At 55.5% G+C, this 25950-nt stretch carries 28 protein-coding genes; 6 read left to right on the top strand and 22 right to left on the bottom strand.

Going from position 1 to position 25950, the window contains the following annotated elements:
• Window positions 1–66: 66 nt before the first annotated feature.
• The 6 genes from fabG to yceD are packed head-to-tail and all read right to left on the bottom strand — an operon-like array spanning window position 67 to window position 4488.
• On the bottom strand, window positions 67–801 hold the full coding sequence (gene fabG, locus FCN45_RS07630; protein WP_007885776.1) for a 3-oxoacyl-ACP reductase FabG: 735 nt from the start codon (window positions 799–801) through the stop codon (window positions 67–69).
• 10 nt (window positions 802–811) lie between these two features.
• Window positions 812–1744 carry an ACP S-malonyltransferase gene (gene fabD, locus FCN45_RS07625; RefSeq protein ID WP_137385560.1) on the bottom strand — a complete coding sequence of 311 codons (933 nt, stop codon included), beginning with the start codon at window positions 1742–1744 and terminating at the stop codon, window positions 812–814.
• Window positions 1745–1760: 16 nt separating this feature from the next.
• Window positions 1761–2714 carry a beta-ketoacyl-ACP synthase III gene (locus FCN45_RS07620; RefSeq protein WP_101760837.1) on the bottom strand — a complete coding sequence of 318 codons (954 nt, stop codon included), beginning with the start codon at window positions 2712–2714 and terminating at the stop codon, window positions 1761–1763.
• A complete protein-coding gene (plsX, locus tag FCN45_RS07615; protein ID WP_008103068.1) occupies window positions 2715–3755 on the bottom strand; it encodes a phosphate acyltransferase PlsX in 1041 nt (346 codons plus the stop codon).
• Between the two features lie 26 nt (window positions 3756–3781).
• Window positions 3782–3952 carry a 50S ribosomal protein L32 gene (rpmF, locus tag FCN45_RS07610; RefSeq protein WP_007885783.1) on the bottom strand — a complete coding sequence of 57 codons (171 nt, stop codon included), beginning with the start codon at window positions 3950–3952 and terminating at the stop codon, window positions 3782–3784.
• 14 nt (window positions 3953–3966) lie between these two features.
• The gene (gene yceD, locus FCN45_RS07605; protein WP_007885785.1) at window positions 3967–4488 is read right to left on the bottom strand and encodes a 23S rRNA accumulation protein YceD; all 522 of its coding nucleotides are present in this window, start codon (window positions 4486–4488) and stop codon (window positions 3967–3969) included.
• 140 nt (window positions 4489–4628) lie between these two features.
• On the opposite strand from yceD, the gene FCN45_RS07600 reads away from it, so the two are divergent.
• On the top strand, window positions 4629–5213 hold the full coding sequence (locus tag FCN45_RS07600) for a nucleoside triphosphate pyrophosphatase (protein WP_137385559.1): 585 nt from the start codon (window positions 4629–4631) through the stop codon (window positions 5211–5213).
• A gap of 11 nt (window positions 5214–5224) precedes the next feature.
• Here the strand turns inward: FCN45_RS07600 and rluC are convergent, their stop codons facing one another.
• On the bottom strand, window positions 5225–6181 hold the full coding sequence (gene rluC, locus FCN45_RS07595; protein WP_137385558.1) for a 23S rRNA pseudouridine(955/2504/2580) synthase RluC: 957 nt from the start codon (window positions 6179–6181) through the stop codon (window positions 5225–5227).
• Window positions 6182–6482: 301 nt separating this feature from the next.
• On the opposite strand from rluC, the gene FCN45_RS07590 reads away from it, so the two are divergent.
• Window positions 6483–6689: a hypothetical protein gene (locus FCN45_RS07590; RefSeq protein WP_101760841.1), complete on the top strand. Its 207-nt coding sequence runs from the start codon at window positions 6483–6485 to the stop codon at window positions 6687–6689.
• 64 nt (window positions 6690–6753) lie between these two features.
• A complete protein-coding gene (rne, locus tag FCN45_RS07585) occupies window positions 6754–10017 on the top strand; it encodes a ribonuclease E (RefSeq protein WP_137385557.1) in 3264 nt (1087 codons plus the stop codon).
• 170 nt (window positions 10018–10187) lie between these two features.
• On the opposite strand, the gene flgL is transcribed toward rne, so the two are convergent.
• From flgL to flgB, 11 genes are all read right to left on the bottom strand, one after another.
• Window positions 10188–11156 carry a flagellar hook-associated protein FlgL gene (gene flgL / locus FCN45_RS07580; RefSeq protein WP_137385556.1) on the bottom strand — a complete coding sequence of 323 codons (969 nt, stop codon included), beginning with the start codon at window positions 11154–11156 and terminating at the stop codon, window positions 10188–10190.
• Window positions 11157–11174: 18 nt separating this feature from the next.
• Complete coding sequence (gene flgK / locus FCN45_RS07575) at window positions 11175–12818, bottom strand: flagellar hook-associated protein FlgK (protein ID WP_110865920.1); 1644 nt, start codon at window positions 12816–12818, stop codon at window positions 11175–11177.
• 118 nt (window positions 12819–12936) lie between these two features.
• Window positions 12937–13878: a flagellar assembly peptidoglycan hydrolase FlgJ gene (gene flgJ / locus FCN45_RS07570; protein ID WP_137385555.1), complete on the bottom strand. Its 942-nt coding sequence runs from the start codon at window positions 13876–13878 to the stop codon at window positions 12937–12939.
• Entirely contained in the window at window positions 13878–14984 is a 1107-nt protein-coding gene (locus FCN45_RS07565) for a flagellar basal body P-ring protein FlgI (protein WP_101760846.1), read from the bottom strand. Before FCN45_RS07565 ends, flgJ begins: the two co-directional genes overlap by 1 nt.
• Before the next feature lie 12 nt (window positions 14985–14996).
• Window positions 14997–15707 carry a flagellar basal body L-ring protein FlgH gene (locus FCN45_RS07560; RefSeq protein ID WP_097094260.1) on the bottom strand — a complete coding sequence of 237 codons (711 nt, stop codon included), beginning with the start codon at window positions 15705–15707 and terminating at the stop codon, window positions 14997–14999.
• Between the two features lie 60 nt (window positions 15708–15767).
• On the bottom strand, window positions 15768–16550 hold the full coding sequence (flgG, locus tag FCN45_RS07555; protein ID WP_007885801.1) for a flagellar basal-body rod protein FlgG: 783 nt from the start codon (window positions 16548–16550) through the stop codon (window positions 15768–15770).
• A gap of 17 nt (window positions 16551–16567) precedes the next feature.
• On the bottom strand, window positions 16568–17326 hold the full coding sequence (locus tag FCN45_RS07550) for a flagellar basal body rod protein FlgF (protein ID WP_137385554.1): 759 nt from the start codon (window positions 17324–17326) through the stop codon (window positions 16568–16570).
• A gap of 20 nt (window positions 17327–17346) precedes the next feature.
• Entirely contained in the window at window positions 17347–18609 is a 1263-nt protein-coding gene (flgE, locus tag FCN45_RS07545) for a flagellar hook protein FlgE (protein ID WP_137385553.1), read from the bottom strand.
• Between the two features lie 25 nt (window positions 18610–18634).
• Window positions 18635–19306 (bottom strand): flagellar hook assembly protein FlgD, encoded by a 672-nt coding sequence (gene flgD / locus FCN45_RS07540; protein WP_110865917.1) that lies wholly within the window; start codon window positions 19304–19306, stop codon window positions 18635–18637.
• Between the two features lie 12 nt (window positions 19307–19318).
• The gene (gene flgC / locus FCN45_RS07535) at window positions 19319–19723 is read right to left on the bottom strand and encodes a flagellar basal body rod protein FlgC (protein WP_064740862.1); all 405 of its coding nucleotides are present in this window, start codon (window positions 19721–19723) and stop codon (window positions 19319–19321) included.
• Between the two features lie 2 nt (window positions 19724–19725).
• Window positions 19726–20139 carry a flagellar basal body rod protein FlgB gene (flgB, locus tag FCN45_RS07530; protein WP_008103091.1) on the bottom strand — a complete coding sequence of 138 codons (414 nt, stop codon included), beginning with the start codon at window positions 20137–20139 and terminating at the stop codon, window positions 19726–19728.
• A gap of 153 nt (window positions 20140–20292) precedes the next feature.
• Here flgB and flgA point away from each other — a divergent pair, with 153 nt between their 5' ends.
• The 3 genes from flgA to flgN all read left to right on the top strand — a co-directional run bounded on the left by flgA (window position 20293) and on the right by flgN (window position 21800).
• Complete coding sequence (gene flgA / locus FCN45_RS07525) at window positions 20293–20952, top strand: flagellar basal body P-ring formation chaperone FlgA (RefSeq protein WP_137385552.1); 660 nt, start codon at window positions 20293–20295, stop codon at window positions 20950–20952.
• A gap of 105 nt (window positions 20953–21057) precedes the next feature.
• Window positions 21058–21363 carry a flagellar biosynthesis anti-sigma factor FlgM gene (flgM, locus tag FCN45_RS07520; RefSeq protein ID WP_101760851.1) on the top strand — a complete coding sequence of 102 codons (306 nt, stop codon included), beginning with the start codon at window positions 21058–21060 and terminating at the stop codon, window positions 21361–21363.
• A 5-nt stretch (window positions 21364–21368) separates the two neighbouring features.
• Complete coding sequence (gene flgN / locus FCN45_RS07515) at window positions 21369–21800, top strand: flagellar export chaperone FlgN (protein WP_101760852.1); 432 nt, start codon at window positions 21369–21371, stop codon at window positions 21798–21800.
• Window positions 21801–22099: 299 nt separating this feature from the next.
• On the opposite strand, the gene murJ is transcribed toward flgN, so the two are convergent.
• From murJ to rimJ, 4 genes are all read right to left on the bottom strand, one after another.
• Entirely contained in the window at window positions 22100–23638 is a 1539-nt protein-coding gene (gene murJ, locus FCN45_RS07510) for a murein biosynthesis integral membrane protein MurJ (RefSeq protein ID WP_101760853.1), read from the bottom strand.
• A 121-nt stretch (window positions 23639–23759) separates the two neighbouring features.
• Window positions 23760–24680, bottom strand: coding sequence for a Gfo/Idh/MocA family protein (locus FCN45_RS07505; RefSeq protein ID WP_137385551.1), 921 nt, complete (start codon window positions 24678–24680; stop codon window positions 23760–23762).
• Window position 24681: 1 nt separating this feature from the next.
• Window positions 24682–25323, bottom strand: coding sequence for a DUF480 domain-containing protein (locus FCN45_RS07500; RefSeq protein ID WP_137385550.1), 642 nt, complete (start codon window positions 25321–25323; stop codon window positions 24682–24684).
• Window positions 25324–25338: 15 nt separating this feature from the next.
• Window positions 25339–25932, bottom strand: a complete 594-nt coding sequence (rimJ, locus tag FCN45_RS07495) for a ribosomal protein S5-alanine N-acetyltransferase (RefSeq protein ID WP_101760856.1) — start codon at window positions 25930–25932, stop codon at window positions 25339–25341.
• Window positions 25933–25950: the final 18 nt, after the last annotated feature.

Raw genomic sequence — 25950 nt, 5'->3', positions numbered from 1 at the left:
GTCGAACCACGATTTTGCGTTATTCTGCGGTGTTTACCGTAGATAAAGCAAATGTTTTCGTGATTATCAGACCATGTACATGCCGCCATTGACATGAAGCGTTTCACCCGTGATGTAGGCTGCTTCGTCAGAGGCTAAGAATGCAACAGCATTGGCAATCTCCTGCGGGTCACCTAAACGACCTGCGGGAACTTCTGCCAAAATACCCGAACGTTGATCTTCGTTCAGTGCACGCGTCATGTCCGTCTCGATAAAGCCCGGGGCCACGACGTTTACAGTAATGCCACGTGACGCAATTTCTCGCGCCAGTGATTTGCTAAAGCCAATCAAACCTGCTTTTGCTGCCGCATAGTTTGCCTGACCCGCGTTACCCATGGTCCCAACTACAGAACCGATGGTAATGATACGGCCCACGCGTTTTTTCATCATGGCACGCATAACCGCCTTAGAAAGACGGAAGACAGATGTCAGGTTGGTATCAAGGATATCCGCCCACTCATCGTCTTTCATGCGCATCAACAGATTGTCACGCGTAATGCCTGCATTATTGACTAAAATGTCCACTTCGCCAAATTCGGCGCGAACTTGTTCGAGGACGCTCTCAATTGAGGCGGCATCAGTAACGTTCAGCAGTAGGCCTTTGCCCTTGTCGCCGAGGTAAGCACTGATTGCTTCCGCACCGCTTGCACTGGTGGCGGTTCCCACCACTTTGGCACCGCGCGCAGCCAGCGTTTCCGCAATGGCGCGCCCAATTCCACGGCTTGCACCGGTAACCAGCGCTACTTTACCTTCAAAGCTCATGTTTTTCCTCTTATTCCTGGGTAAGTGCAGCGCTCAGTGAAGCAGAATCGTTCACCGCAGCGGCACTCAGGCTATCCACAATACGTTTGGTCAGACCGGTCAGAACTTTACCTGGACCGACTTCCAGCAGCTGCTCAACGCCCTGCGCAGCAATAAATTCGACCGATTCGGTCCAGCGCACGGGGCTATACAGCTGACGGACCAGCGCACTTCGAATCGCAGCACCTTCAGTTTCACACTTCACGTCGACGTTATTCACAACCGGCACCGAAGGCGCACTAAAGGTGATCGCTTCGAGCGCTACTGCCAGCTTATCGGCAGCAGGTTTCATCAACGCACAGTGCGATGGCACGCTGACTGGCAGCGGCAATGCACGTTTGGCACCGGCAGCTTTACAGGCTGCACCGGCACGCTCAACCGCTTCTTTGTTGCCCGCGATAACCACCTGACCCGGCGAGTTGAAGTTAACCGGTGAAACCACCTGGCCTTGAGCGCTCTCTTCGCAGGCTTTACGGATGGATGCATCATCCAGACCGATAATCGCCTGCATAGCGCCAGTACCTTCCGGTACCGCTTCCTGCATCAGTTTGCCGCGCAGCTCAACCAATTTAATGGCGTCAGCGAAATTCAGCACACCGGCACAAACCAGCGCCGAGTATTCACCAAGGCTGTGACCGGCCATCATGGTTGGCTGCACCGCATTTTGGCTCTGCAATACGCGATAGATGGCAACAGAAGCCGCCAGCAGCGCAGGCTGTGTCTGCCAGGTTTTATTCAATTCTTCAACCGGTCCCTGCTGGACCAGCTGCCATAAGTCATAGCCCAGTGCGTCAGAAGCTTCACGGAAAGTGGCTTCAACCTGCGGGTTTTCAGCGGCCAGCTCGGCTAACATGCCGACGGTCTGCGATCCCTGTCCTGGGAAAACATAAGCAAATTGCGTCATCTTTCGTTCCTGTCAATCAAAAGCGAACCAGCGCAGAACCCCAGGTGAAACCGCCACCAAAGGCTTCCAGCAGAATCAGTTGTCCCGGCTTGATACGGCCATCGCGCACCGCTTCGTCAAGTGCACTTGGCACTGACGCGGCCGAGGTATTACCGTGACGATCCAGCGTGACCACAACTTTCTCCATGCCCATACCGAGCTTTTTGGCGGTTGCGCTAATAATGCGCAGATTCGCCTGATGCGGCACCAGCCAGTCGAGCATTTCACGATCAAGATTGTTGGCTTGCAGAGTTTCATCCACAATGTGCGCCAGTTCAGTCACGGCCACTTTGAAGACTTCATTCCCCGCCATCGTCAGATAAGCAGGCTCATCCTGATGGGCACGATCCTGATACGGCAGCGTCAGCAGTTTGCTGTAACGGCCGTCGGCGTGCAGATGGGTAGAAAGGATGCCTGGCTCTTCGCTTTGACTCAGCACCACCGCGCCCGCGCCATCACCAAACAGAATGATGGTGCCGCGATCGTTAGGATCGAGCGTACGTGCCAGCACGTCTGCACCGATCACCAGCGCATGTTTTACCGCACCATTTTTGATGTATTGATCGGCAACGCTCAGTGCATAGGTGAAGCCCGCACAAGCAGCGGCCAAATCGAAGGCAGCGCAATCGTTAATCTCCAGCATTTGCTGGATCATGCATGCTGAACTTGGGAAGGCATGGCTGGAAGAGGTGGTCGCCACAATGATCAGGCCAATGTCGCTCGCATTCACACCCGCCATTTCCAACGCGCGCTGTGCTGCGGTGAAGCCCATAGTAGCAACGGTTTCTTCCGGAGCGGCAATACGACGCTCACGGATGCCGGTACGGGTGACAATCCACTCGTCCGTCGTCTCGACCATTTTTTCCAGATCCGCATTGGAGCGAATCTGCTCAGGCAAATAGCTGCCCGTACCGATAATTTTGGTAAACATCTACGCTTTGTCACTCCTGGCTAATACAGTGTCAAGGCGCGCCGCAATCCTTTCAGGGACTTGCTTTCGCACCGTCTGCTCTGCCTGCTCTATCGCCACGGCAAATGCACGTTGATTCGCCGCACCGTGGCTTTTGATCACTGTCCCGCGCAATCCTAACAGACAAGCGCCATTGTACTGGTCGGGGTTGAGATGGCCGAAACGCTTCGCCAGACGCTTTTGAATCCAGCGTCCCAGCAATGTTAGCCACCAGGCCCGTTTTTTTCCTTCCTCTGACGATTTAATCAGAGAGAGGAACATTCTTACCACGCCTTCCATGGTCTTCAACGTGACATTACCAACGAAGCCATCACAAACCAGCACATCCGTCTTGCCGGTGAGGAGATCGTTCCCCTCAAGATATCCAATATAGTTGATTTGCGGTGACGCTCGCAGCACCGCAGATGCGGCGCGGATTGTTTCCAATCCCTTGGTCTCTTCCTGGCCAATATTCAGCAGCGCAACACGCGGCTGGGCGATCTCTAACACTTCTTCGGCCATCACTGCGCCCATGATCGCAAACTGCACCAGCATGGCGCTGTCGGATTCAACGTTAGCGCCGAGATCCAGCACCACCGTTTTGCCATGCTGCTGATGCGGCAACACCGTCATCAACGCCGGACGCTCAATGCCATCCAGCGGTTTTAATAGCATTTTCGCCAGGCCCATCAGTGCGCCGGTATTTCCCGCACTGACACAGGCTTGTGCTTTCCCCTCTTTGACCAACTCTAACGCCACACGCATGGAACTGCCGCGGCTGTTACGAATCGCCTGAGAAGGTTTGGCATCACTTGCAATAACCGATTCGGCAGGAATAACCTGCACACGCCTCTGTAACGAGGAATCCGCTTTGGCAAGAAATGACGAGATGATGTCGGGATCGCCGACCAGAAGAAGAACCAGCTCCGAATGAGAGGCCAGTGCCTGCAAGGCTGCAGGCACTGTCACGCAAGGACCGAAGTCCCCGCCCATGGCATCAACTGCCAGGGTCAAACGTGTCAAGGTATCGCCTTGTGTAATCGCGAGGATTACTTGGTGATAACCTTGCGACCGCGGTAGTAACCATCCGCAGTGATATGGTGACGCAGATGAGTTTCGCCAGAAACTTTATCTACTGACAGAGCAGCAGTGGTCAGCGCATCGTGTGAACGACGCATACCACGCTTAGAACGGGTTGGTTTATTCTGTTGTACGGCCATGGACCTTACTCCTATTACTTACGCTTTAAACTGGCTAATACGGCAAAGGGATTTGGTTTTTCTGCCTCTGGAGGCAATTGACCAAATACCATGTCCGCGTCGGACACTTCACAGTGTTCAGAATCATGCACCGGAACCACGGGCAGCGCGAGGATGAGCTCATCTTCGATCACTGCCAGCAAGTCGATCTCACCAAAATCATTGACATCAACTGGCTCGTAGGCTTCCGGTAGTGCCTCGGCCTGTTCATCAGAAGAGACAGGACTGAAGCAATAGCTTACGTGAACATGACGTGGAAACGACTGGTTGCAGCGTTGACATGACAGAGTCACCTGCACTTCGGCTGTTCCTTGCAGAACGGCGAGGCGCTGGTTATCAACCGCAAACGACATATCGCATTCAACTTCACTGTCCACACTCACGACCGTTTCGGCCAAGCGCGCCACCAATTCAGGTGCATAAACACCATGATAATCAAGGCGTTTTTGCGCGGCGCGGACCGGATCGAGCGTCAGGGGTAATTTTACCTTTTGCATAGGGCGCGCATATTAACTTTGTAACGTCATAGAGTCAAAGAAAAAGGCCGGTTTACGGCATCTTTCACCCGTTAGTCGCATCCAGTGCGGCGCATAGTTTAAAATGACTGTCATCTTTACGCTATCTATTCTGAAAAAAAATGACGACACCTTTGGTTTTAGCTTCTACCTCCCCTTTTCGTCAGGCGCTGCTAAGCAAACTGGGCCTGCCTTTTATTACCGCCGCTCCCGATTGCGACGAATCCCCGCTGCCGCATGAATCAGCCTCCGAGCTGGTGCAGCGGCTGGCATTAGCCAAAGCGCAGGCGCTGGCCGCACGTTACCCGGACCGCTGGATTATCGGTTCCGATCAGGTTTGTGTATTGAATGGCGAGATAACCGGTAAACCGCATACCGTGGAGAAGGCCTGCCAGCAACTTGCGGCCGCCAGCGGTAACGCCATCACCTTTTATACCGGCCTGGCGCTTCTGCAACCGCAGAGCGGCACCCAATCGGTTATTTGCGAACCCTTTACCGTGCATTTCCGCGAGTTGAGTGCCGAAGAGATTCGCGGCTACGTCGAAAAGGAACAACCGCTACAATGCGCCGGCAGCTTCAAAAGCGAAGGATTGGGGATTTGTTTATTTGACAAGCTAGAGGGTCGCGATCCTAATGCCTTGATTGGCTTACCGCTGATCGCGCTAAATGAGATGTTAAGAGCGGTGGGCATCAACGCATTGTGTTGATGCCCCTTCAATCAGTCTTTCTTCTGACGCAGCTGTGCAAGACAGTGTTTCAGTGCGCCATCCAGTGGCGCTTCCATGCGCAGCACTTCTCCGGTATTGGGATGGGTAAAGGTCAACGCAGCCGCATGCAAGAATAGACGCGACAAGCCCGTCGAACCCAGCTGTGCATCAAAGTCACGGTCACCGTAACGATCGTCAAAAGCTATCGGGTGGCCACCGTGCAGCGTATGCACACGAATCTGATGGGTACGGCCCGTCACCGGGCTGGCTTTCACTAAGGTCGCGAAACCAAAACGCTCTTCTACTTTAAAGCGCGTCTCGGAAGGTTTGCCCTCCGCACTCACGCGTACCACGCGTTCGCCGCTCTGCAAAATGTTCTTTAACAGCGGAGCCTGCACCACTTTCAGATGCGACGGCCAGTCACCGCGCACCAGCGCCAGGTAATCCTTCTGCATGCCCTTCTCGCGCAGTTGTTCATGCAGCGAGCGCAAAGCAGAACGCTTCTTCGCCACCAGCAGAATGCCAGAAGTATCACGATCCAGACGATGGACTAACTCAAGGAAACGCGCTTCCGGACGCAACGCACGCAGCCCTTCAATCACGCCAAAACTCAATCCGCTGCCACCGTGCACCGCAGTGCCCGACGGTTTATTCAGCACCATCAGGTAATCATCTTCATACAGAATGGCATTGGTGAGCGCCGCCACTTTATCCAGTTTCGGTGAAACCGTATTCTCTTCGCGCTCGGCAACCCGCACCGGCGGAATACGCAGCTCGTCGCCCTCCTCCAGCTTATATTCCGGTTTAACGCGCTTTTTATTTACCCGTACTTCGCCTTTACGCAAAATGCGATAAATCATGCTTTTCGGCACGCCCTTGAGCTGGGTGCGCAAAAAGTTATCAATTCGTTGTCCGGCATTTTCAGCCGTGATGGCGACATACTGTACGCCGGGATTCTCTGTTTTCATGGCGGCGATTCTAATTAGTGTCCCTGGATAGCGCCACCCCTTTTTCTGTGCTTAACTCTCTCTTTGTCGCGTATTGAAACGGTGAAAATGGCGACATTTTCAGCGATGCGATGATTAGCCCTGCAAATGAACAGGTTATGGATGAATAAACTTCTCAGCTTGGCAAAAGTCGCCTTGCTTAATGTGAGTTAGCAATGGAATAATGCAGGGGTTTCTGCCCTGGAAAGATTCAGGCAGGAAAAAGAGCGAAATAAGTCATTTTGCCGGATTTAACGGACACGCAGCAATGGCGTAAGACGTAATGTTAAATCAGGCACTTAGCGGGCTGCGGGTTGCGGCCTGGACGACAGACCAGGATGTGTGGATTTTTGAATACTCTGTAACATTTCCACCTTCAGGCGCTGGATTTCCTTATGAAAAACAGGCCACCGACAAGATTTGCGCCCCTTTAGCCGCCGACAACCGTGAGGTTGACGTCAGTGCATTAAGACACGGGGCCATCGGTTGATTCTCGTCCAGGGTAACGATGCCCGCAGCTAGATCACTCATGTGAGAATAACGAGTAAGTCACGATGAAAAGAATGTTAATTAACGCAACTCAGCAGGAGGAGTTGCGCGTTGCCCTGGTTGATGGACAACGTCTGTACGATCTGGATATTGAAAGTCCTGGACACGAACAGAAAAAAGCCAACATATACAAAGGTAAAATCACCCGCGTTGAACCCAGCCTTGAAGCTGCATTTGTCGATTATGGTGCAGAACGTCACGGTTTCCTCCCTCTGAAAGAAATTTCCCGCGAATACTTCCCCGCCAATTACAACGCACATGGTCGTCCGAATATCAAAGATGTGCTGCGTGAAGGCCAGGAAGTTATCGTTCAAATTGATAAAGAGGAACGCGGTAATAAAGGTGCAGCACTCACCACCTTTATTTCTCTGGCCGGTAGCTATCTGGTATTGATGCCGAACAACCCACGTGCCGGTGGTATTTCACGCCGCATTGAGGGCGACGACCGTACCGAATTAAAAGAAGCACTTTCCGCACTGGAACTTCCAGACGGCATGGGATTGATCGTCCGCACTGCGGGCGTGGGTAAATCTGCCGAATCACTGCAGTGGGATCTCAGCTTCCGTATGAAGCACTGGGAAGCCATTAAGAAAGCCGCAGACAGCCGCCCAGCGCCTTTCCTGATCCATCAGGAAAGTAACGTTATCGTGCGCGCCTTCCGCGACTATCTGCGTCAGGATATCGGTGAAATCCTTATCGATAATCCAAAAGTACTGGAACTGGCCCGTCAGCACATTGCTGCACTGGGTCGTCCGGACTTCAGCAGCAAAATCAAACTCTACACCGGTGAAATCCCGCTGTTCAGCCACTACCAAATCGAATCGCAGATTGAATCCGCCTTCCAGCGTGAAGTGCGTCTGCCATCAGGCGGATCGATTGTTATCGATAGCACCGAAGCCCTGACGGCGATTGATATCAACTCCGCACGCGCTACCCGCGGCGGTGATATCGAAGAAACCGCGTACAACACCAACCTGGAAGCGGCCGATGAGATTGCTCGCCAATTGCGTCTGCGCGATCTCGGCGGCCTGATCGTTATTGACTTCATCGACATGACGCCAGTGCGCCACCAGCGCGCGGTAGAAAACCGCCTGCGTGAAGCGGTACGTCAGGATCGTGCGCGTATTCAGATTAGCCACATTTCACGCTTCGGCTTGCTGGAGATGTCGCGTCAGCGTCTGAGCCCGTCACTGGGTGAATCCAGCCATCACGTCTGCCCACGCTGCAGCGGAACCGGCACCATCCGTGATAACGAATCGCTGTCGCTGTCTATTCTGCGTCTGATTGAAGAAGAAGCGCTGAAAGACAACACCAAAGAAGTGCATGCCATTGTTCCGGTTCAGGTCGCCTCTTACCTGCTGAACGAAAAGCGTGATGCCGTTAGCGCCATCGAAAAACGCCAGGGCGGTGTGCGTGCCATCATCGTGCCAAACGATCAGATGGAAACGCCACACTACTCGGTACTGCGTGTTCGTACTGGCGAAGAGACGCAAACGCTGAGCTATCACTTACCGAAACTGCACGAAGCGGAAATGGCGCTGCCTTCTGAAGAAGAGCACGCTGAGCGTCGTCGTCCGGAGCAGCCAGCACTGGCCGCCTTCGCGATGCCTGATGCGCCGCCTGCGCCGGTTGAAGTGGTGAAAGAGTCTCAGCCAGCAGCAGAAGTGAAAACCAAACCATCAGTTGCTGCGCCTGCAGTAACCAACACTGGTTTCGTGGCTCGCCTGCTGAGTGGCTTGAAGAAACTGTTTGCCGGTGATGCGCCTGCTGCGGCGCCTGCTGAAACTAAGCAGGAAACCCCAGCCGTTGTTGCCGCTGAATCTGAAAACACCCAGCAGCGTGGCGAACGTCGTAACAATAACAACCGTCGCAACAACCGTCGTGAACGTACGCCGCGTAATGGCGAGAACGGTCAGGTGCGCGAAGGTCGTGAACCGCGCGAGCCGCGTGAAGCACGTGAGCCACGTGAAGCCCGCGAACCGCGTGATAATCAGGACAACCGTCGTAACAAGCGTCAGAACGAGCCGCGTGAAGCGCGTCCAGTGCTGAGCGATGAAGCGCTTGAGCAACGTGATGAGCAGCAGCAACAGCGCCGCGAACAGCGTGCCGATCGCCAGCGTCGTCGTCAGGAAGAAAAACGTGCTCAGCAGCAGGATCAGAAAGCCGCTGAACCGGTTGTTCAGGCGCCTGCGGTTGACGAAAACGTTGAGCACGAAGAAGAACGCGTTCAGGTCATGCCGCGTCGTAAGCAGCGTCAGCTGTCACAGCGCGTGCGTGTTGGCGAAACGCCTGACATCACTGTCGAAGCGCCGGTGGTTCATGATGCTGCCGTTGAAACTGCGCCGCGTGCTCAGTACAAAGAGCATCCTGAAGCCAGCAATGACGAGCAAGATGATAGCGATAACCGTGATAGCGCCAATATGCCGCGCCGTTCACGTCGTTCACCGCGTCATCTGCGCGTAAGCGGTCAGCGTCGTCGTCGCTATCGTGACGAGCGTTACCCAACGCAGTCTGCAATGCCGCTGGAATCTGCTGCTGCTTCACCAGAAATGGCGTCAGGCAAAGTGTGGATCTCTTACCCGGTTGCGCAAGCGCAGGAAGAGTACAGCACGCAAGATGCGATGCATGAAGTGTCGGATTACGGTTACCAGCAAACACCGGATGCCGAGACTCAACCCGCTGCCGCTGTTGAACCGGCCGTTGAGCAGGTTGCCGCTGAAGAAGCCGTACATCAGGTTGAACCGCAGGCGCACACCGATGTGCCCGTGGTGAATACGGATGACGTCACGCCGATTGCCGTGCCCGTTAACGAAGAGCCATCAGTGATCTCTGCTGCTGACGAACAGGTTGCCCAGGAAACCGCGGCTGAAGCGGAACCGGCTGCCGTGGCTGAAGAAGCGAAGCCTGAAGTAAGCGAAGTGGCTGCAGTTGTTGAACAGGCGCCGGTGGATGTATCGCCAGCCGTTGAAGCTCAGGTTGAAGACGTGCTGGCTGCGCCAGTCGCGGCTGAAGCCGAAGTCACGCCAGTCACTGAACCTCATGCGCCGGTTGCGGCACGTGATACCGCAGTGACCACGGTTGAGACGCGCTTCAAGCATCACGCGACTGCACCGATGACCAAAGCACCAGCACCGGCGTGGGAACCAGAACCGGTTCGCAACAGCGACTGGGTCCGTCCAGCCTTTGGCTTCGAGGGCCGCGGCTCAGCCGGTGGTCACAGCGCGACGCATCAGGCAACCGCACCGGCAACCCGTCCGGAAAGCGCGTAAGCTCTGGCAAGTCAGTCAACATCAAACCCCGGCCAGTCCGGGGTTTTTTATTGCCTGCAGGCGGCATTTATAGCGACCTGAATAACAGGCAAAAAAAATCCCACAGCCCCGAAAGGCAGTGGGAGAAACTAAGCGCACCCGGTTAAAGTACGCTCAAAGGTTCAGGTCAATTACGAATTAAGCTGGAACAGTGACAGCTTCGACATATCGGTAAAGGTCTTATACGAAGCTTGCAAGGCGGTTTGTTGCATGGTGTAGCTTGAAATGGCTTGGGTGTAATCAACCTGCACCAGATCCGTCATTTGCGATGCCATAATGGTGTCACGGTCATCACCCTGCGCGTCCAGCGTATCGAGTTCAGCCAGCTGTGAGCCCACGGCTGAACGCACTGCCAGCACGTTGTTCAAGGAGTTGCTCAAGCCACGGTTGGTTTTATCCATGGCATCCTGGAAAACCTGCTTGGTTGCATCATCGGCATCATCCTGCGGCGTTTTTAACGCTGCAATTGCGCTATCGAGCATGTTAAACAGATTGGTCTCGCTGGCACTGCCGTCCGGCTCGGCTTTCGCGTTGCTGGTTATCGACATAAACACTGACGATCCTGTGCTACTCACCGCCATCGTGCGACCATCATCGACTTTCTGCGTAATGGCATCCGCGCCACCCACATAAGTGACACCGGCCGGCGCACCGGCATCGCTGAAAGGCGCGACATCAGTCTGATAGCCCGCAAAAATGTATCGTCCATTACCATCACGGCTATTGGCCTGGTTAAGTAATTGCGAGCGAATGCCTTCTAATTTGGTGGCAATGGAAGCACGGTCATCGTCGCTCAGCGTACCGGTAGAACCATACACAATCATGGTTTGCGCATCCTGGATGCTGCTGGTCACGCTGGAGAGTGCGTTCTCTTCCATCGACAAGCTCTGATCGGCAAAGCTGCGTGCCGTGGCATATTGGGTACTTTTCGCCTGCGATTGCGAAAGCACGACGGCACGTGAGGCGGCGATAGGATCATCTGAAGGATTGCTGACGCGCAGTCCGCTAGAGAGTTGCTCACCTACTTTTAACCAGGAAGCTTGCGAATCGGTGATGCCGCGCACCTGCTGGTTGAAAATCATATTGGTACTAAGACGCATGGTTTTTATCCTCTATGCTTAGCCGCGGATGCCCATCAGCGCATTAAAAATGGTACTCGCTGTTTGCAGCACTTGCGCGTTCGCCATATAGAACTGCTGATACTTAGTCAGATTCGAATACTCTTCATCAAGGTTGACCCCGGATACTGACTGCTGGCGATCGCTGAGCTGTGTCACCACGTTCTCCTGGGTGGTGCTGGCGGTTTTTAATGTACTGGTTTTATTACCGACGGTGCTGACAATGCTGGCGTAAGCCTGGGCGATGGTCGCATTACCATTCACCAGCTTGCTATCCTGCAGATCCAACAATTTCTGCGCGTTACGGTTATCACTTTCACCGCTGGTTGCGCTGGATGCCGCAGCAATTTGCGACTCATCGGTGATCGCGACCGACATGCCCGCAATGACGTTCTGGACCGGTTTGACCAGGAAACTGTCTTTCGCGTTAGGCGCGGGTGAGGTGCTCACCGTCAGTTTCAGGCCATCAAAGTTGAGGGTGCCGTCGGTCGCGTCTGGCGTAACGCTAAACTTCACGTTGTCAGACATGCGGGTCACCGACCAGTTGCTGCCATCATAACTTACGGTGTAGTTAGAGGCTTTCATCGCGCTGGTGTCTGACCATGCCGCCGTAACGGTAGCCGCTGAGGTATTTTTGCTGTTACCCACCACGGTTGGCGAACCGATATTAAAGAAGTTGCCCCCCTGGTCGCCGTTGCTGTCATAACCTTCGCTGTGCACGGTATTGAAGCTGGTGGTGAACGCTGCCGCTAACTGGCCGAGCTGATTCTGCGCGGTATCCAGATCCTGGGTGCGGAACGCCAGCAAACCGCCGAGTGAACCGGTGGTTAGCGTCTTCTCAGGGATTTCAACGTTACCCGCCTGCTTATCGACATAACCGACAGTGGTACGTGTTGAATCGCTGCTGGACGGCATCGCCACTAAGCTGGTGGAGTTTTTACCATTCACCAACGTCACACTGCCCATCGAGACAATATAGCTGCCGTCCTGCTGGGATACGTTCACGCCCACCACATTGTTCAGGCTATTCACCAGCTGATCGCGCTGATCCAGCAAATTGTTCGGCGCCGCGCCACCGCCGGTGGTCAGCTTGGCGATCTGGCTGTTCAGGTCGGCAATCTGGCTGGTGAAGGTGTTGATCTGATCGACGTTCGAGGCAATATCCGTGTTAACGCTATTTTGCATATTGTTGAGATATTGCGCGGTGGTCTGGAATTGGTTCACCAGGCCTTGGGCGTAGCTCAGCATTGACTGACGCGCCGACGGATCGTTGGCGTTACTCACCACGTTCTGCACGTTGGTGAAGAAGCTTTGGATTGAGGTCGACAAGCTGGTGGTCGACGTCGACAGCAGATCGTCAATGTTGGAAATTTGGTTGTATTGCGTGTTCACCGCGCTGTAGTTGGCGCTGGAGCCACGCAATTGCGCAGTAATGAACTCATCGTATTCACGCTGTACGCCGGAGAGCGTGACACCGTTGCCGTAATAGCTGTTGCCCTGCAAGGTGCTGTTCGACTGCGACAAAATCGCCGTCTGACGCGAATAGCCCGCTACCGTGTAATTACTGATGTTGTTACTGGTGGTGCTTAATGCAGCCTGTGCGGCGCTCAGCCCACTCATCGCTGAGTTAATTATGCTGGACATCTCGGTTCCTTAATTTCCCGTTAACCGGGCTGGCAGTCATCAGTGCGATTGCGCGGACGAGAACGCCCGCGGCATGTGATTGTTATCGGCGTGCTTAAGTGAAACTTGAGAGCAAAAATCAGAACAAATCGGTGATGTCGTTGCTGTACGCCTTCACCACTTTTTCGCCCATGTTTTTGAATTGCTGGATCATTCCCACCAGTTTCTGCGCATACTTTGGATCGGTGGCGTAACCGGCGGCCTGCAAGGCACGCGCGCCCTGCTCGGCACTCGGTGCGTTGGCAACGGCGGCATAACGAGGATTATTGGACAGCAGTTTGACGTAATCGCTGAGCGCTTCCATATAGGAACCATACACACGGAAACTGGCGCGCACTTTCTTCGCTGCCCCGCCTTCATATTCGGTGGTCATGATATCGGTGGTTTCGCCCTTCCAGTCGCCGCTCGCCTTGATGCCAAACACGTTGTAACTCGGCTTGCCGTCACGCGTCAGAATCTGTCGCTGGCCCCAGCCGGATTCCAGCGCGGCCTGCGCCAGAATCAGGTGATGCGGAATACCGCTCTGCTGGCTGGCGACCTGCGCCGGCTGCGCCAGCTGCGCGATAAAGTCGTTGCTGTCGCTCGGCAAACTGCTGGGCGAGACCGGCAAACGCGGCACCGCTTTACGCACCATCTGCTCCAGCTGATTCGACGGCAGATTGCTATAGATGAAGCTGTTATCCAGCTTCATCGGCACCGTACCGGCGGCTTCGTCCGGCTCCTGAGCGGGCTGCATCTGCTTAACGATGATATCGGCCATGCCGAGACCGCGTTTGCCAATGTCCTGCGCAATCTGCTGATCGTACATCGAGGTGAAAAGCCGCGTCTGATCGTTGCTCAGCAGGCCATCCTGCGGCAGCGCTGCACGCATGCTTTTCATCATCATCTGCACGAACATCCCTTCCACCTGTTTGGCCACCTGCATCGCCTTCCCTTTCGGGTCGGCGGCGGCTTCGCGTTTCAGGTCGTTCAGCGAGCGGCTGTCATACGCCGCATTCACCAGCGATTGCGTATCGTTCATCAGATAATTTCCAGTTTGGCGCGCAAGCAGCCTGCGCTTTCCATCGATTGCAAAATCGACATCAGCTCAATCGGTGACGCACCCAGCGCATTCAGTGCACGCACCACGTTATTGAGGTTGGCGCTGGCGTTAACCCGTTGCAGCGCGCCGCCACTCTGACGCAGATCGATCTGGGTATTGTTGGTGGTCACAGTCTGCCCACCCGCCAACGGCGTATCCGGCTGACTGACGTTCTGCTGCTGATTGACGGTAACCGACAGATTGCCCTGCGCCACCGCACAGGTGTTCAGCGTCACTTCGCGGTTCATCACCACCGAACCGGTACGTGAGTTGATAATCACCTTGGCATCTTCGAGCGGCACCGCAACATCAAGGTTCTGAATTTCGGCCAGCAGACGCACCTGAGAACTGTTATTCGGCGACACGCGAATCTGCACAGTACGGGCATCCAGCGGCTGCGCCGAACCAATCCCACGGCTGTTGATAGCGTCGGCAATGCGCTGCGCCATGCTGAAATCTTCATTATTCAGCTGCAGGTTAATGGTGTTCTGGCTACCAAAGTTGCTCTGCAGTTCACGCTCTACCGTGGCGCCGCCGGTAATGCGGCCACCGTTCAGCTGGTTAACTTGCACGCTGCTGCCACCGGCTGAAGCGCCGGCACCGCCGACCAGAATGTTACCCTGCGCCAGCGCATAAACCTGGTTATCGACGCCTTTCATCGGCGTCATCAGCAGCGTACCGCCGCGCAAACTCTTGGCGTTACCCAGCGAAGAAACCACCACATCAACGGTTTGCCCCTGACGCGCAAAGGTTGGCAGCTTAGCGGTCACCATCACGGCCGCCACGTTTTTCAGCTGCATATTGGTGCCAGCCGGCACAGTAATGCCGAGCTGGGAGAGCATATTGCTCACGGTTTGGGTGGTGAACGGCGTTTGGGTGGTCTGGTCACCGGTACCATCAAGGCCCACCACCAAACCGTAACCGATCAGCTGGTTGTCGCGCACGCCCTGCACGGAGGTCAAATCGCGGATGCGGTCAGCATGCGCCAGTAAGCTGAAACCGAGCAGCATGCCAAGGCTCAGGCGGAGCAGAGTCGTCATATTCATTGTTACTACCTCTTACATCGGCGAGACGTTCAGGAAGAAACGCTGGAACCAGCCCATCGTCTGCGCTTCATTGATATAACCATTTCCGACGTACTCAATACGTGCATCGGCCACCTGCGTTGACAGCACCGCGTTGCTGGCGCTGATGGTGCGTGGGTTAACCACGCCCGAGAACCGGATAAATTCGGTGCCCTGGTTAATTTCGATCTGTTTCTCACCCACCACGCGCAGGTTGCCGTTCGACAACACCTGATTGACGGTGACGGTGATGGTGCCCGTAAAGGTGTTGTTGGCCGTCGCGCCACCTTTACCAGCGAAGTCATTTTTGCCATTGGCATCCAGCGTGGCTTTTTCGCCACCAGCACCCACCAGACCGCTCAGGCCGGTTGGTACACCCGTCACACCAAAACTGTTGCTGCCATCGCGGCTGGCATTGGCCGAAGAACTTTTGCTGGCGCTGACGTTTTCCTGCAAGGTGATCGTCAATGTATCGCCAATGTTGCGTGGACGACGATCCTCAAACAGCGGCTGATAGCCGTAGTTCAGCGGTGCGACGCCCTGAAAAATGGAACCGTTCACCACCGGCGGTGCGGATGGCGTCGGCTCTGCCGTAGTCGATCCCTGTACCAGTGGAGTGCGCGGAACCAGCGCACAACCGTTAAGCGTGAGTAGCAGCGTGGCTACCAACCAATGACCAGGCTTGAGAATCACTTGCTTCGCCACTTTTTGACCTTCTTCATGTTGCTTAATCAGGCCAGCGGAGCTGGCCCAACGACACCAGCATTACAGCTGGGTTAACTTCGCCAGCATCTGATCGGAGGTGCTGATCGCTTTACTGTTGATCTCGTAGGCACGCTGCGTCTGAATCATGGTGACCAGCTCTTCCGCCACGTTGACGTTCGAGGTTTCGACATAACCCTGATACAGCAGACCCGCGCCGTTCTGGCCTGGCGTACTCTGCGTCGCCGCACCGGATGCCTGCGTCTCCTGATAGAGGTTTTCACCCTGGCTGTTCAGGCCCGCATCGTTCATGAAGGTGCTCAGCGTCAGCTGACCGACCTGCGCCGGATTGGTCTGGCCCTGCTGCGTCACGCTCACCACGCCATCGCGCGAGATCGTGATGCTGGTGGCGTTGGCCGGAATAGTGATGCCTGGCTGTACCGGATAACCGGCGTTAGTCACCAGCTGACCGTTCTGGTCAACCTGGAATGAACCATCACGGGTATACGCCGAGGTACCGTCCGGCATCTGCACTTCGAAATAACCCTGGCCGTTGATCGCCACGTCTTTCGAGTTGCTGGTCTGCGACAGGTTACCCTGCTGATGCAGACGTTCAGTGGTGACAGGACGCACACCGGTACCGATCTGCAAACCAGACGGCAGCGTGGTTTGCTCTGACGACTGCGTGCCCGGCTGACGCAGGGTTTGGTACATCAAATCTTCGAATACCGCGCGCGAACGTTTAAAGCCGTTGGTGCTTACGTTCGCGAGGTTGTTGGAGATGACGTCCATGTTGGTTTGCTGAGCGTCAAGACCGGTTTTGGCGATCCATAAAGAACGAATCATGGTGTTTTCCTTACGCCTTAGCTGCTCATGTTGAGCAAGCTGTTAGCTTTTTGTTCGTTTTCATCGACGTTGGAGATCACTTTCATCTGCATCTCAAAACGTCGGGCGTTGGCGATCATATCGACCATGGTTTCCACCGGCTTGACGTTACTGCCTTCCAGCACGCCGGGCATCACCGTCATGGTGGCATCATTTGCCAGCGCAGCGCCGCGCGTCGCCTGGGTTTGCTGATTAGGACGGAACATGCCGTCATCACCGCGTTGCATCTCTTTACCGGTGGCGCGCACCAGCTTCAGGCGACCAATCTGCACCGTGGCATTGGGTGCATCACCGGCGTTACGCGAGGTGATGGTCCCGTCTGCCGCGATGGTCAATTCAGCGCCTTGCGGGATGGCGATCGGACCCCCATCGCCCATTACGGGATTGCCCTGAATAGTCAAAATACCGGTCGCGCTGATCTGCATATTGCCGTTGCGGGTATAAGCTTCGGTACCGTCAGCGGCACGCACTGCCAACCAGCCGTCCTGCGCAACGCCCACATCCAGCGTGCGGCCGGTGTTGTCCATCGAGCCCAGTGACATATCGGCGCCCGGCGTGGAAGCGGCAACCAGCGTACGCGTCGGCAGCGACCAGCCGCTGACCGGCACCGCGCGCAACGCGTTGAGCTGAGCACGAAAGCCCGGCGTTGAGGCGTTGGCGAGGTTGCTGGCCGTTACCGACTGCTGATCCAACGTCTGACTGGCCGCGCCCATGGCGGTATATATTGCGTGATCCATAAAGCAATCCCGTTAGCGAATTAACGTAAGTTAACCAGGGTGTTAAGAATCTGGTCCTGAGTTTTGATGGTCTGGCTGTTGGCCTGATAGTTACGCTGCGCAACGATCATGTTCACCAGCTCTTTGCTCATATCGACGTTGGACGCTTCCAGCGCACCTGAAGTCAGGTTGCCGTAAGTACCGGTGCCTGCCAGACCAGTGGCGGCCTGACCTGATGAGCTGGTGGCAGACCAGACGTTGTCACCTTCAGACTTCAGACCTTCCGGGTTAGAGAAACTCGACAAGACAATTTGTCCCAGAAGTTGGGTTTTCTGGTTGGAGTAGGTGCCAGTAATGGTGCCGTCATCATTGATGGTGTAGCTGGTGAGATCGCCAGGCTGATAACCGTCTTGCGTTGGGTTACCAAAAGTGGTCGCACCGGTGTTTTGCTGCAGGCTACCCAACATGCTCAGGCTGATGTTCATGCCATTCGCCCCGTTGGTGCCGTCCACAACCAGGTTTGCCAGGGAAGCGCTGGTGTCAGCAACACCCGCTGCAGTGATTTTCCCCACCTGCGTCAGTTTACCGTTAGCATCAAATTGCATCTGATAACCCAGGTTGTCACCGCCCGCAGTATTACCAACTTCATTACCGGTGGTGGAGTCAACCATATGCACGGTCCAGGTGTTATCCGCCGTTTTGATGTAGTACATGTCTAACTGGTGATCGTTACCCTGCGTGTCGTACACCGTCATGGTGGTTTTCGCGTTGTAGCTATCAACGTTGGACTTATCAAACGGGGTGACGGTCGGGGTGGTGCTGGTGGAGTTCAGGTTGGCAACCTGGGTAGCTGTTGTTGTTGCACGTGCCCCCATCTGCGTGGTTGGAATACTCAGCGCCACTGGGTTGGCACCGGTCTGAATGGTTGGCGGTGTGCCGCTGGCCGGATAGCCGGTGACATTCAGACCTTGGGTGTTCACCAGGTTACGGTTGGCATCCAGCGTGAACTGGCCGTTACGGGAATAGAACACGCCGCCGCTGGCGTCGGTCATGCGGAAGAAACCGTTGCCGCTCAGTGCCACATCCAGTCCACGACTGGTTGACGTTGTGCTTCCATCACCAAAGTCCTGAATGACGGCGGCAACTTTGGTACCCAAACCCACGTTAGAGCCGGCAAACATATCGGCAAAAGCAATGGTGCTGGATTTAAAACCGGCTGTGGCGGAGTTGGCGATGTTGTTACCAATCACATCCAGATTGCTGGAGGCAGCATTGAGGCCGCTCACCGCTTGTGAAAAAGACATGTAATCTCTCCTGCTAAAAGGTTAATCAGAGAATCTGACGAATTTCATCGAGGGTTGCGGAGCCCATGGTGCCGAGATCCAGTTTTGTGGTGCCATCAGTGGTGCTGACGCCATTGACGTAGGCATAGTTCAGCGGCTGCGCCACCAGTTGCGTGCTGCCATTGCTGGCGGCCAGCGAAACAGAATATTTGCCATCCGCGGCGGTAGAACCGTCATCCAGCTTGCCGTCCCACGAGAAGGTGTGGACGCCAGAGCTCAGTTTGCCGAGGTCAATGGTGCGGACCGTGGCGCCGTTACTGTCTTTAATCGTGACACTGGTGGCCGTGGACGCTGTCGCCAGCTCAATGCCAAACGGCGTAGTCGTACCGCTGCCCACCAATACCTGCGAACCATTGACCATCACACCGTGGCCAATCAGCGTTGAACTCTGCAGCGACTGGCTGGTAGTGATCTGGCCGGAGATGGATCCCAGCGTGGTATTCAGCTTTTCAATACCGCTCAGGGTGTTGATCTGTGCCAACTGCGTGGTGAGCTGGCTGTTATCCATAGGATTAGTGGGATCCTGGTTTTTCAGCTGCGCCACCAGCATGTTCAGGAACTGATTCTGCAGGTCGGCGGAAGAGTTACCGCTCGAAGCGCTACTAGAAGTCAGGACCGTTGGGTCCAGACTGTCTTTAATTCCTACTGCTACGCTCATATTCGTTCTCCGTTACTGACCGATAGTGAGAGTTTTCATCATCATTGACTTCACCGTGTTCAGCACTTCAACGTTGGCCTGGTAGCTGCGCGACGCGGACATGGTGTTAACGGTTTCGGACACCACATCAACGTTTGGCATCTTGACGTAGCCCTTCTGATCCGCCAGCGGATTGCCCGGGTCGTACACCAGTTTTGCCGGGGTAGGATCGTTCACCACGCCAGCGACCTTCACGCCGCCGGTGGCTGCACCTTGTGCGGCGTCGGTCTGGAAAATCACCTGCTTCGCCACGTAAGGCTGGCCATCTGGGCCGGTTACGCTGTCGGCGTTGGCCAGGTTACTGGCGCTGACGTTGAGGCGCTGTGATTGCGCTGTCATCGCAGAACCGGCGATATCAAAGATATTCAGCAATGCCATGCTTATTGCCCCTGCAGAACGCTCATCATGCCTTTGATCTGGCTACTGATGAGGGTGAGATCGGTTTGGTATTTCAGGCTGTTATCAGCAAACTGCGTACGTTCGCGATCCATATCCACGGTGTTGCCATCCGCGGCGGGTTGATCGGGAATGCGGTACAGCAGATCCAGTGACGGCTGAGAGTTGGTTTGCGCTTCAATGTGGCGTGAGGACGTCACATTCAGCGCCAGACTGCTGCCTTCGGCGCGACCGTTTTGCATCACCTTGCTCAGCTGGCTGGCAAAGTCGATATCCCGCGCCTGGTAGCCCGGGGTATCGGCGTTGGCAATGTTTGACGCCAGGATTTCCTGACGCTGAGCACGTAGGTTTAACGCTTCAGTACCAAATCGCAGCGCGGCATCGAGTTTGTCGAGCATGCTTCCTCCGCGAATGAGAATTTCGAGCTGACAGCTTAATTGGACAAATGCAAGGGTGATCGTCTGAATAGCAGCAAAAATGACGGCTATTTTTGACATTGATTTTTTTACGCGAGGCGTAGACTCAGTGCCATCTTCTCGTCAGGAGGCGTTATGCGCAGATATTCCACCTTGCTAGCCACACTTTTGCTGGCACTGGCGCTACCCAGTTCTGCTGCGGACCTTACCGCGCAGTTAACCCAATTTTTTAAAGCGCGCGACCCACAACATGCCGCGGGCATGACGGTGGTGGTGCGTACGCCACAGGCGCAGTGGCCAAACTGCGAAACCCCTGAACTGCAGCTGCCGGGCAATAGCCGTCAGTGGGGCAACATCAGCATCGCCGCCAACTGCGATCAAAATCGTCGTTTCCTGCAGGTTCAGGTGCAGGTCACCGGGCAATATCTGGTGGCGAGCCGTCAGGTGGCGCGCGGCAGCAATCTCAGCCCGACGGACGTGCGTCTGACAACCGGACGCCTCGATGAACTGCCAGCACGCGCATTGATGGATAGCAGCGGCGTCATCGATGCGATCGCGCTACGCGATATCCCGCCAGGACAGCCGGTCACCGCCACCATGGTGCGTCAGCCGTGGCGCGTAAAAGCCGGTCAAAATGTGATGGTAGTCGCCAGTGGAAACGGGTTTAATGCCAGCAGCGAAGGACGTGCGCTGAACAACGCCAGCGCGGCACAAATGGTGCGCGTAAGAATGGGAAATGGTCAGGTTGTCAGTGGTCGCGTCGACGCGGATGGGAATATTCTGATATCGCTATAAAGCGTTAAAGAACCCTGTTGTTCTGCCGATAGAGATATCAACAAAGACATTACCCTATGCTGACTCAGTTGGCTGACCCCCAACTGACCTTACAGGAGCCTTACCATGAGCATCGACAGAACGCAGCCTACGAATCCGGTTAGCACTGTTCAAACACGCGACAATAACGATAACAGCAGCAAAGTGCGTCAGAGCGCGACGCCAGCAGCCAGCACCACCAGCGAAAGCGGTGCGGAAGTGAAGTTGAGTACCGCGCAGGCGCAACTGATGCAGCCTGGCAGCAAAGATATTAATACAGCGCGCGTTGAGCAGCTGAAGACGGCCATTCGTAATGGCGAATTGAAAATGGATACCGGTAAGATCGCCGACGCGCTGATCGCCGATACCAAGGCGTATTTAGAGGGTAACTAATCCCAATGGACCATCTGCTGATCACCTTAGACAAAATGCAGGACGTGCTGACATCCCTTGCGGTGGTAATGGATGAAGAACAACAGCAACTTTCTGCCGGCCAGATCAATGGCAACCTGCTGCAGCGTATTTCTGAAGATAAAAGCGCGCTGCTGACGACGTTGAATTATCTGGACGAGATGCGCCGCACCACCGAGAAAACGCTCGGCACGCAGGCGCCCTATGGTGATCACAGCGATCGCGAAAGCCGCTGGATGCGTATTCAGCAGCACACGCGCCGCTTGCGCGATGCCAATACGCATAACGGGATTTTGTTGCAGCATCAAATTGGCTACACCAATGAAGCATTGGCGGTGTTGCGCCCCCACCAAACCCAGGCGTTTTATGGCCCGGATGGTTTGGGTAAAGGTCAGGCGACGCTAAGTCGTAAAGGGTAGAAAAAAGTGGGTTTGAAGAGGCTGCTATCTTTTGGGATGGCGGCCTTTTTGTTGTGCTTTTAAGCACAGCGCACCAGTGATAAGCAGCAGACGGAAGTTTGTTTTGGGCAGGCATCCGCAGCGCTGAACGGAGAAAGGAAGCCAGGATTTGCCCGCAGGACGCGGGCGAAAGGCTCAGCCGGGACAAGGAAGTCCCGTCTGAGCCGGTCCGTCAGGCTGACGTACGCAGTGAAGGTACCGCGAAGCGGCGCGAGGACCGCCGGACCAAAACAAACTTCCGTCTGCGTGGGAGCATAATTTTATACCAGCGTGCGGCGCGCGAAGTCGCGCGGGCGGAAGCCGAGCAGACCAAGCATCACAAAGTATGCGCCGCCGCCAATGGCGCAGACCGCCGCCAGACGAATCAGGCGCCACCACATCTGCCCCTCTTCCCATGCCGGCATCACCTGCAGAATGCCAAACAGCGCTGCGGCCATCACCACTACGGCAATCAGCAAACGGGTCAGGAAACTGAACCAGCCAGGCTGCGGCTGGAAGATATCCTGCTTACGCAGTTGCCAGTACAGCAGCGCAGCATTCAGGCAAGCGGCCAGACCGATCGACAGCGACAAACCGGCATGTTTGAGCGGGCCGATAAACGCCAGGTTCATCAGCTGCGTCACAATCAGTGTCACGATGGCAATTTTCACCGGAGTTTTGATGTCCTGACGAGAATAGAAGCCGGGTGCCAGCACTTTCACCACGATCAGCCCCATCAAACCCACTGAATAGGCAATCAGCGCGCGCTGCGTCATTAGGGCATCAAACGCGGTGAACTTGCCGTACTGGAACAGCGCGACCGTCAGCGGCCCGGACAAAATGCCCAACGCCACTGCGCTCGGCAACGCCAGCAGGAAGCATAGACGCAGGCCCCAATCCATCAACCGTGAATACTCTTCCTGATTACCGCTGGCAAAACTCTTCGCCAGCGAGGGTAGCAAAATGGTGCCCAGCGCCACGCCCAGCACGCCGGAAGGAAACTCCATCAGGCGATCGGCGTAGTACATCCACGAAACCGAACCGGAAACCAAAAAGGAGGCGAAAATGGTGTTGATGATCAGTGAAATCTGGCTCACCGACACGCCGAGAATCGCCGGCCCCATTTGACGCATTACGCGCCATACGCCCGCATCGCGCAGATTCAGGCGCGGCAAAACCAGCATGCCAATCTTTTTCAGATGCGGCAGCTGATAAAACAGCTGCAACACGCCGCCGACCACCACGGCCCACGCCAGCGCCATCACCGGCGGATTAAAATGCGGCGCAGCGAAGACAGCAAAACCAATCATGCTGATGTTCAGCAGCGTCGGCGCAAACGCCGGCACGGAAAACCGGTTCCAGGTATTGAGGATCGCGCCCGCCAGCGAGGCCAGCGAGATCAGCAGAATATAGGGAAAGGTGACGCGCAGCAGTGCGCTGGTTAAGGCAAATTTATCGGCGGTATCGGCAAAGCCTGGCGCCGTCACCACAATCACCCAGGGCGCAGCGATCATCCCTAACACGGTTACCACCGCCAGCACCAGCGTCAGTAAACCGGAGACGTAAGCGACAAACACGCGCGTGGCATCTTCGCCCTGCTTGCTTTTATATTCCGCAAGGATCGGCACGAACGCCTGAGAAAACGCGCCTTCAGCGAAGATACGGCGCAGCAGGTTCGGCAGTTTGAAGGCAACAAAGAAGGCATCGGTTGCCATTCCTGCGCCGAAAACGCGCGCCACAATGGCATCGCGGGCAAAGCCCAGTACGCGGGAAAACAAGGTCATCGAACTGACCGCAGCCAGCGATTTCAACAAATTCATATTGAGTGGCGCATCCTGAAAAGTGTCGGAGAAATGAGCGACTTAGCGCGGACATCCCGTGATGTCCGGCGATAGTCTACTGCCACGGCGGGAAATGACCAGCATTGAGTGTTACAAGGAATTATTCACGTTCGGCATCGCGCCACAATTTTTCCACCAGACGCTGCGCCGCCAGCGCCTGTTCGCCACTGGTTTCAGGCATCGTCTGATTTTCAACACACTGGATGAAATGGTGCGCTGCGCCGCTGAAACCGCGCTGAGTAAGGTGGCTTTGCCACGCGGGCGGCACATCACGCACCATGCCGCCGCGGTTTTCCTGCTGCCAGTCGCGCATCTCGTTAATTTCGATGTAATCACCGTCGCAGATGGCGCTGACGACTTCGCGTTGCGTCCCGGCGCGACGATGCATGCTGGTGGTGATTTGCAGCGATCCAGCGGAGAAATGGTGTTCGGCGTACAGCATCGCGCCATCATCATTGGTCTCGATATGCCCTAACTCGCGCGTCAGGCTGCCGCCCGCCAGCCACAGCGCGGTGTCCACCACGTGCAGATAATCGTCCAGCAGGGTAAAACGCAAATCCTGTGGACCCACGCTATCCGCGCGGTGCTTCTCAATACGCAGCGAGGCGGCGCGTGGCATGTCACTTTTCAGCTGCTGATAACGCGGCGCAAAGCGGCGGTTAAATGCCACCATCAGCTTGCGCTTCTGCTTGTCCGCCAGCGCCACCAGCGCTTCGGCCTGTTGCAGCGTTTCGGCTAACGGTTTATCGACGCACACATCTTTGCCCGCCAGCAGCAGCGCTTTAACCACTTCGTAATGGCTGGCGGTGCTGCTGTGAACAAACACCGCATCACTGGCGGCGGCCAGCGCATCCAGTTGACCAAAATAAGGTATGCGATAGCTATCGCAGATCGGTTGCGCCTTTGCCTGATTGGGCGAAAACGCACCCGCTAATTGCCAGCCGCTGGCTTGCGATAAAACCGGCAGCCATGCTTTCTGCGCGATACCGCCCAATCCTACAATGCCAATACGCAGCGTCATATTAGTGCTCCTTTTGCAGCAGCTGCTGCAGTTGCGACTGCAACTCAGCAACCGTTTCTTCAAGTTGCGCGACACGCGCGGTTAAATCGCCGTTGTCACTGACGCTTTCTGCGCTGGCCGCGTCTTCCTCTACTTCGCCACCAAAAAGATGCATATAGCGGCTTTCACGTTTGCCCGGTTCGCGCGCCAGTCGCACCACCATTGGGCCATCCTCGCGCGTGCTTAAACCATTAAGCGTCTGCTCGACTTCATTCATATCGCTGAATTCATGCAGACGACCGCTGCGGGTGCGCAGTTCGCCCGGCGTCTGTGCACCGCGCAGGAACAGCAGCGTCAGTACGGCGACTTCAGCACTGCTCAACTGCAGATTGCCGAAAGCGGAATTGCAGAAGCGCTGTTCATACTTGCTGACGCGCTGACCGAAGCCGTTATTGGCGGTCACCAGATGCTTTTTCACCAGCTCATCAAGCTGCGCTTGCACCTCCATCTCGCTGAGATTGAGCACCGGTTCGCGGTTGGATTTCTGATTACAGGCGGTAACAACGCCATTAAGGGAGAGCGGATATTGATCCGGCGTGGTGACCTGCTTCTCCAGCAGGCATCCAATCACGCGCAATGCCTGCGCGGATAAGGCCATTTTCATTGAGGTGATCCTTTATTATTGTCCACGACGATCCGGAGTCCACTCCCGGCAGGTCAACGCGGTGAGTACATGATCCTGCCAGCGCCCATCGATCAACAAGTAATCTTTGGCGTAACCCTCTTTTTCAAATCCAAGACGCGCCAGCAGATCGCCACTGCGCTGATTGTGCGGCATATAATTAGCCATAATGCGGTGAATACGTTGCTGGCGTTGCATATAGCGAAGGGTGGTAGTGAGCGCTTCAAACATCAGCCCCTGACCTTGCCACTTCTCGCCCAGTGAATAGCCGAGATAGCAGGCGTGAAACGATCCGCGCAGCACGTTGCTGTAATTCGCCACACCACGCACTTCGGTCTCTTCCGGGTCCATCAGCACAAAATAGTAGGCTGAGCCCTGTTTATGCATGTCGGCGATCAGTCCGAGGCGCGCTTGCCAGCCCGAAGGATAACAATGGCTCTCGTCGCGCACCGGTTCCCACGGCTTGAGAAACGCACGATTTTCAGCGTAATAATCCGCTAATCGCCAGGCATCGCGTTCGTGTACTAAACGCACCACTAAGCGATCGGTAGTGAGGCGCACGCGTGGGCCAGCAGAACGATAGCCAAACATCATGACTCCTGAAATCCA

Origin of the sequence: Pantoea sp. SO10 (assembly GCF_005281435.1) — a bacterium.
Lineage (GTDB): Bacteria > Pseudomonadota > Gammaproteobacteria > Enterobacterales > Enterobacteriaceae > Pantoea > Pantoea leporis.
This window is presented reverse-complemented; position numbering and strand designations above follow the sequence as displayed.